A 7,336-nucleotide genomic window follows, 5' to 3' on the forward strand; every position below is an offset into this window, starting at 1 on the left:
CGGCGGCGGAACCGCCGGACGAACCGCCAGGCACGTGTTCCAGGTTCCACGGGTTTTTCACCGCGCCGTACCAGCTCGACTCGTTGGCCGAGCCCATGGCGAATTCGTCCATGTTGGTCTTGCCCAGGGTCACGGCCCCGGCAGCGGCCAGCTTGGCGACCACGGTGGCGTCGTAGGGCGCCTTGAAGTTGTCGAGCATCTTCGAGCCGCAGCTGGTGCGGATGCCCTGGGTGCAGAACAGATCCTTGTGGGCGATCGGTGCGCCCAGCAGGGCACCGCTCTCACCATTGGCGCGACGGTCGTCGGCGGCCTTGGCCTGGGACAGTGCCAGGTCTTCGGTGAGGCTGATGAAGCTGTTGATCTGCGGATCCAGCTGGGCGATGCGCGCCAGCAGGGTCTGGGTCAGTTCTACAGAGGAGAATTTCTTGTCGGCGAGGCCGCGGGCGATCTCGGCCAGAGTCATGTGATGCATTGCAGGCTCTTTCCCTTTAGTCGATGACTTTCGGAACCAGGTACAGGCCGCTTTCGACCGCTGGTGCGATGGACTGATAGGCCTCGCGATGATTGGACTCGGTCACAACGTCTGCGCGCAGGCGCTGGCTGGCTTCCAGGGGGTGGGCCAGGGGCTCGATACCGTCGGTATCGACTGCCTGCATTTCATCCACCAGCCCGAGAATGCTGTTCAGGGCGGAGGTGATGTGTGGAAGATCGCCTTCATTGAGCTTGATGCTGGCCAAATGAGCGATTTTTTCCACGTCGGAGCGTTCAAGCGCCATGGGATTCTCCAGTGGAAAACAAAAACGGATTTCGTCCGCGTGTTAGATTGTCGGAACACTACCGCATTTCTACGGTCTTATGGCCGCGATTGTGGGGTTTGGTGCACAGAAAAGCGGCCAATTTAACATATTGGCGCCTTGCCCAAAATCCCTGTCGTTGTTAGAGTTTGCCGCACTTTTTTACCCACGCGTTGCCTAGGGTCCCTTTCCCATGTTCAAGAAACTGCGTGGCATGTTTTCCAGCGATCTTTCCATTGACCTGGGCACTGCCAACACCCTTATTTACGTGCGCGAGCGCGGTATTGTCCTGAATGAACCATCGGTTGTGGCCATTCGGACCCACGGTAATCAGAAAAGTGTTGTGGCGGTTGGTACCGAAGCCAAGCGCATGCTCGGTCGTACTCCGGGCAACATTGCAGCCATTCGTCCGATGAAGGACGGCGTGATCGCCGACTTCAGTGTCTGCGAAAAGATGCTGCAGTACTTCATCAACAAAGTTCATGAAAACAGCTTTCTGCAGCCCAGCCCTCGTGTGCTGATCTGTGTTCCATGCAAGTCCACCCAGGTTGAACGTCGTGCCATCCGTGAGTCGGCCCTTGGTGCCGGTGCTCGTGAAGTGTTCCTGATCGAAGAGCCGATGGCCGCTGCGATCGGTGCCGGCCTGCCGGTTGAAGAAGCCCGTGGTTCGATGGTCGTGGACATCGGTGGTGGTACCACTGAAATCGCCCTGATCTCCCTGAACGGTGTGGTTTATGCCGAATCCGTACGGGTTGGCGGCGACCGTTTCGACGAAGCGATCATCACTTACGTGCGTCGCAACTACGGCAGCCTGATCGGTGAATCCACCGCTGAGCGCATCAAGCAGGAAATCGGCACTGCCTACCCAGGTGGCGAAGTGCGTGAAGTCGACGTACGCGGCCGCAACCTGGCCGAAGGCGTGCCACGTGCCTTCACCCTGAACTCCAATGAAGTGCTGGAGGCCCTGCAAGAGTCCCTGGCAACCATCGTTCAGGCGGTGAAAAGCGCCCTGGAGCAATCGCCTCCGGAACTGGCTTCGGACATCGCCGAGCGCGGTCTGGTGCTGACCGGTGGTGGTGCGCTGCTGCGCGATCTGGACAAGCTGCTGGCCCAGGAAACCGGTCTGCCGGTGATCGTTGCCGAAGATCCGCTGACCTGTGTTGCTCGCGGCGGTGGCCGTGCATTGGAAATGATGGACAAACACACCATGGACCTGCTCTCCAGCGAATAACTTCGCCGGTTGCATCTATGCTGTTGCGCTCACAGGCAGCACTTTGCAGTGCTGCCTGTGGCGTTTATCTTCTGTCAATCTGCATCCAGGCCGGTTTGATGCCGTATGAATAAACACAACATTTGCCTGGGAGGAGCGGCTTATTAAACCGCTTTTCGCCAAAGGCCCCTCATTGGGCGTGCGCCTCCTGGTGCTGGTCGTACTGTCGGTCGCACTGATGGTGGTCGATGCCCGCTTCACACTGCTCAAGCCAGTGCGTAGCCAGATGTCGCTGGTATTGATGCAGTCCTACTGGATCACCGACCTGCCGCAGCGGCTATGGCAGGGCGTGGCCAGTCAGTTCGGCAGTCGCACCGAGCTGGTCGCCGAAAACGAAAAACTCAAGACCGAAAACCTGCTGCTGCAGGGGCGCATGCAAAAGCTCGCAGCCCTGACCGAGCAGAACGTGCGTCTGCGCGAATTGCTCAACTCTTCGGCACTGGTCAACGAGAAGGTCGAAGTGGCCGAGTTGATCGGCATGGACCCCAACCCCTTTACCCATCGCATCATCATCAATAAAGGTGAGCGTGACGGCGTGTTCCTCGGCCAGCCGGTGCTCGATGCCCGTGGCTTGATGGGGCAGGTGGTGGAGTTGATGCCTTACACTTCGCGCGTCCTGTTGCTGACCGACACCACCCACAGCATTCCGGTACAGGTCAATCGCAACGGCCTGCGGGCCATTGCCAGTGGCACGGGCAACCCGGAGCGCCTGGAGTTGCGCCACGTGGCCGATACCGCCGATGTCAAGGAAGGCGATTTGCTGGTCAGCTCGGGCCTCGGTCAGCGTTTCCCCGCCGGATATCCAGTGGCCACGGTCAAGGAAGTGATCCACGACTCCGGTCAGCCATTCGCCATTGTGCGTGCAGTACCCACTGCCGCGTTGAACCGCAGTCGTTACCTGTTGCTGGTGTTCAGTGATCCGCGCACTGCCGAAGAGCGGGCCAATGATGCGGCCCAGGCCCAGGAGGCCCAGGACCAGCAGGGCGGCAATAGCACCCCGGTGGTGCCGGCCACGGTGCCCAAGCCTGCGGCGACTCCAGCCGCGACCGCAGCACCGGCCACCGCCCCCGCGACTGCACCGGCGACTCCGGTCAAGCCCGCAGTCCATGCTCCGGCCAAGCCGGTCAATAAACCTGTGGTGAAGCCGGCGGCGGCCAAGCCTCCGGCTGCGGCACCGGCCACCACCGGAGGAAGAGAATAATGGCGGGTAGCACCTATTCGCGAAATGGCTGGATTGTCTGGCTGACGTTTCTGATCGGCATGCTGCTCAGCGTGTCGCCATTGCCACAGTTCATGGAAATCCTGCGCCCGCTGTGGCTGGCCCTGCTACTGGCCTTTTGGGCCCTGGCCCTGCCGCACAAGGTGGGCATGGTCACGGCCTGGTGCCTGGGGCTGGCGGAGGATGTGCTCTACGGCACGCTCCTGGGGCAGAACGCCTTGATCCTGACCCTGATCACTTTCCTCGTGCTGTCCCTACAACAGCGTCTGCGGATGTTCCCGATGTGGCAGCAGAGCCTGGTGATCCTGGTGATCTTCGGCCTGGCGCAGTTGGTACAACTCTGGCTCAGTGCCCTGACCGGCAATCGCCAGCCGACCCTGGCGCTGGTCCTGCCAGCCCTGGTGAGTGCGCTGTTGTGGCCTTGGGTCAGCTTCGGCCTGCGCGGGTTGCGCCGACGTTTCAAAATCAATTAATTCGGTCAGGCATTGGCCCGCACCTCGACAGGGAGATGTCTTGATGAATCCGCTTTACCTCGCTTCCGGTTCGCCCCGTCGGCGTGAGCTGCTCACCCAGATCGGTGTGCCTTTCACCGCTATCAGTGCGGACATCGATGAAACTCCGCTGGCCGATGAATCCCCTGCTGCCTATGTCGAGCGTCTTGCCCGTGGCAAGGCGGCGGCCGGGCGCGCCCTGATCACCAGCAGCGAGTCCCAGGCCCCGGCCTGCGTGCTGGGAGCCGATACGGCCGTAGTGCTGGATGGCCGCATCCTCGGCAAGCCGCTGGATCAGGCCGATGCGCTGGCGATGCTCATGGCACTTTCCGCGCGCGAGCACGAAGTGTTGACCGCCATTGCCCTGCTCGACGGCGAACGCTGCGAGTCGCGAGTGGTGCGCAGCCTGGTGCGCTTTCGTGCCATCTCCCCTGAAGAAGCGAGCGTCTATTGGTCCAGCGGTGAGCCCCGGGACAAGGCCGGCGGTTATGCAATCCAGGGGCTTGCGGCGGTGTTTGTGTCAGGGCTCAATGGCAGTTATTCCGCTGTGGTTGGCTTGCCGGTGTGCGAAACCGCAGAACTGCTCGGCCATTTCGGCATACCCTGTTGGCAAAACCTTCCAGTGCGCTAAAGCGCCGTACCCGACTGCTGCGGCCTTCTATGAACACGCCTGAACGAGACATTGCCATGAGTGAAGAGATTCTGATCAACATCACGCCGATGGAATCACGGGTGGCGGTGGTCGAAAACGGAGTGTTGCAAGAGGTTCACGTCGAGCGCACCCAGCGCCGCGGTATCGTTGGCAACATCTATAAAGGCAAGGTAGTGCGGGTATTGCCCGGCATGCAGGCGGCTTTCGTCGATATTGGCCTGGACCGTGCAGCGTTCATCCATGCTTCGGAAATTTCCACTCGCGAAGGTACGGCGGTGGAGAGCATCAGTGCCCTGGTGCACGAAGGGCAGAGCCTGGTGGTGCAGGTCACCAAGGACCCCATCGGTACCAAGGGCGCGCGTCTGACCACCCAATTGTCGATTCCTTCGCGTTATCTGGTGTACATGCCCCGTACTGCCCATGTCGGCATCTCGCTGAAGATCGAGGATGAAGCCGAGCGTGAGCGCCTGAAGCAGGTCGTCAGCGACTGCGTGGCCCAGGAAGGTATCAAGGAAGCGGGCGGGTTCATCCTGCGTACTGCCGCCGAGGGCGCCGGCGCCGATGAGATCCTGATGGACATCCGCTACCTGCGTCGGCTCTGGGATCAGATCGGTGCTCAGATCAAGACCATTGGCGCGCCCAATGTGATCTACGAAGATCTTGGCCTGGCGCTGCGTACCCTGCGGGATCTGGTGAGCCCGAAGATCGAGAAGATTCGCATCGATTCCCGGGAAACCTTTCAGAAGACTACTCAGTTCGTTGCCGAGCTGATGCCGGAAATCGCCGACCGCCTGGAACACTACCCCGGCGAGCGGCCGATCTTCGACCTGTATGGGGTCGAGGATGAAATCCAGAAGGCCCTGGAGCGCAAGGTGCCGCTCAAGTCCGGTGGCTATCTGGTGGTGGATCCGGCGGAAGCCATGACCACCATCGACGTCAACACCGGGGCTTTCGTCGGTCATCGCAATCTTGAGGAAACCATCTTCAAGACCAACCTCGAAGCCGCTACCGCCATTGCCCGGCAACTGCGCCTGCGCAATCTGGGCGGGATCATCATCATCGACTTCATCGACATGGAAGACGAGGAGCATCAGCGTCAGGTACTGCGGACCCTGGAGAAGCAGCTCGAGCGCGATCACGCCAAGACCAACATCATCGGCATCACCGAGCTGGGCCTGGTGCAGATGACCCGCAAACGCACGCGCGAGAGCCTGGAGCAGGTGCTCTGCGAGCCGTGCAGCAGTTGTCAGGGCCGGGGCAAGTTGAAGACTCCGGAAACCATCTGTTACGAAATATTCCGTGAAATCCTCCGCGAGGCCCGGGCTTATCAGGCAGAAGGGTATCGAGTGCTGGCCAACCAGAAAGTAGTGGATCGTTTGCTGGACGAAGAGTCGGGCAATGTGGCGGAGTTGGAAGGTTTTATCGGCCGGACCATCAGGTTCCAGGTCGAAACCATGTATTCCCAGGAACAATACGACGTGGTGCTGCTCTGATTTCCCGTGTTTTACACCACTGGAAACGGCTGGCTTCAGCTTTTTGCATGACTTTTGCCATGGGAGCCAACTGAAATGGAGCGGCTGATCCGCCTGTTCACCACGCTGATTCGCTGGGGGCTGGGCTTCTGCGCGTTGCTGTTGGTGGTGACGGCCTTGTACGTCAGCCTGGGGCGGGAACTGACTCCGCTGGTGGCTGAGTATCAGGCCGAGGTCGAAGCCAAGGTGCAGCAGGCCGTGGGTCTGCCGGTGCATATCGGCAGTCTGGAGGGGCGTTGGAGCGGGCTGTCGCCGATTCTCCTGGCGCACGATGTGGTGGTGGGCGACGGGGCCAATGCCCTGCGTCTGGACCTGGTCAGTGTGGCGCCGGATATGCTCGGCAGTCTCCTGGCTCGTGACTTGCGGGTAGGGCGCCTCGAACTCATCGGCCTGAGCCTGAGCCTCAAAGAGGGCGCTGACGGCCAGTGGCAGCTCGAGGGTTTGCCGACGCAGCAGAACCAGCCGCTGGACCCCGAGCAGTTGCTGACCCGCTTGCAGCAGGTGACAGAACTGTCTCTCTTGGACAGTCAAGTCACCTTGCTGGCGCAGAATCACCAGCCCCTGGCCCTGACCTATGTCGGTCTCAATCTGCGCACAGGTCCCAGTCGTCAACGTCTGGACCTGCGCCTGACCCTGCCGGACGGCCAGCGCCTGGCCATGAACCTGCGGACCCGGATCCGTGCCAATGCCTGGCGTGAGGCTCAGGCCGATCTGTATCTGAGCCTGCCGCAAAGCGACTGGTCGCGCTGGCTGCCGGCCCGCCTGACCCAGCAATGGAAACTGTCCGAGCTCAAGGCCGGTGGCGAGCTGTGGTTGAACTGGGCCAAGGGCACAGTGCAGAGCGCTGCGCTGCGCCTGAATGCTCCTCAGTTCACCGGAGCCTACGCCGAGCGGACCCCGGTTACCCTGAAGAATCTGGCGCTGAACGCCTTCTTCCAGCGTAGCGAGCAAGGCATGCAGGTGCAGCTCGACTCCCTGGCGCTGAATCTTGGCGATACTCGTTGGGAGTCGCGGCTGCAGCTGCAGCAAAGCAACGCCAGCGAAAAAACCGAAGAGCTCTGGCATGTACAGGCCGATCGCCTGGACCTGACGCCGATCACGCCGATCCTCGATGCCCTGGCACCGCTGCCGGAAGGCCTGGCCACCACCCTCGAGCGTTTGAAGGTCACTGGCGGGCTGCGCAATGTGCTGCTCGACTATCGCCCACAGAACACCGGCGACCAACGGCTGAGCTTTGCCGCCAACCTTGATCGGGTCGGCTTCGATGCCTATCACGGCGCTCCGGCGGCGCGAAACGTCAGCGGCAGTATCAGCGGCGACCTGGGCCAGGGCGAGCTGCGCATGGACAGCAAGGATTTTTCCCTGCACCTGTATCCGA

Annotated in this window: 8 protein-coding genes; 6 read left to right on the top strand and 2 right to left on the bottom strand. The window is 61.1% G+C overall.

Annotated features, from left to right (window positions below; translation table 11 throughout):
* Both BLX41_RS36440 and gatC read right to left on the bottom strand, forming a co-directional pair.
* Positions 1–472 (bottom strand): amidase (locus BLX41_RS36440; RefSeq protein WP_259745254.1); only part of this gene is annotated, 472 nt, incomplete at its 3' end.
* A 16-nt stretch (positions 473–488) separates the two neighbouring features.
* The gene (gene gatC / locus BLX41_RS27635; RefSeq protein ID WP_011059250.1) at positions 489–776 is read right to left on the bottom strand and encodes an Asp-tRNA(Asn)/Glu-tRNA(Gln) amidotransferase subunit GatC; all 288 of its coding nucleotides are present in this window, start codon (positions 774–776) and stop codon (positions 489–491) included.
* 211 nt (positions 777–987) lie between these two features.
* On the opposite strand from gatC, the gene mreB reads away from it, so the two are divergent.
* The 6 genes from mreB to BLX41_RS36445 form a co-directional block, all read left to right on the top strand.
* Positions 988–2,025: a rod shape-determining protein MreB gene (gene mreB, locus BLX41_RS27640; RefSeq protein WP_002555108.1), complete on the top strand. Its 1,038-nt coding sequence runs from the start codon at positions 988–990 to the stop codon at positions 2,023–2,025.
* 142 nt (positions 2,026–2,167) lie between these two features.
* Positions 2,168–3,265: a rod shape-determining protein MreC gene (mreC, locus tag BLX41_RS27645; protein WP_123727455.1), complete on the top strand. Its 1,098-nt coding sequence runs from the start codon at positions 2,168–2,170 to the stop codon at positions 3,263–3,265.
* Positions 3,265–3,756, top strand: coding sequence for a rod shape-determining protein MreD (mreD, locus tag BLX41_RS27650; RefSeq protein ID WP_123727456.1), 492 nt, complete (start codon positions 3,265–3,267; stop codon positions 3,754–3,756). The genes mreC and mreD overlap by 1 nt, the downstream gene beginning before the upstream one ends.
* Before the next feature lie 43 nt (positions 3,757–3,799).
* Positions 3,800–4,405 carry a Maf family protein gene (locus BLX41_RS27655; protein WP_123727457.1) on the top strand — a complete coding sequence of 202 codons (606 nt, stop codon included), beginning with the start codon at positions 3,800–3,802 and terminating at the stop codon, positions 4,403–4,405.
* A gap of 56 nt (positions 4,406–4,461) precedes the next feature.
* Entirely contained in the window at positions 4,462–5,919 is a 1,458-nt protein-coding gene (gene rng, locus BLX41_RS27660) for a ribonuclease G (RefSeq protein WP_123727458.1), read from the top strand.
* Between the two features lie 75 nt (positions 5,920–5,994).
* On the top strand, positions 5,995–7,336 hold a 1,342-nt coding region (locus BLX41_RS36445), incomplete at its 3' end, for a YhdP family phospholipid transporter (protein WP_404942804.1).

The organism is Pseudomonas protegens (genome assembly GCF_003732485.1).
Classification (GTDB): domain Bacteria; phylum Pseudomonadota; class Gammaproteobacteria; order Pseudomonadales; family Pseudomonadaceae; genus Aquipseudomonas; species Aquipseudomonas protegens_B.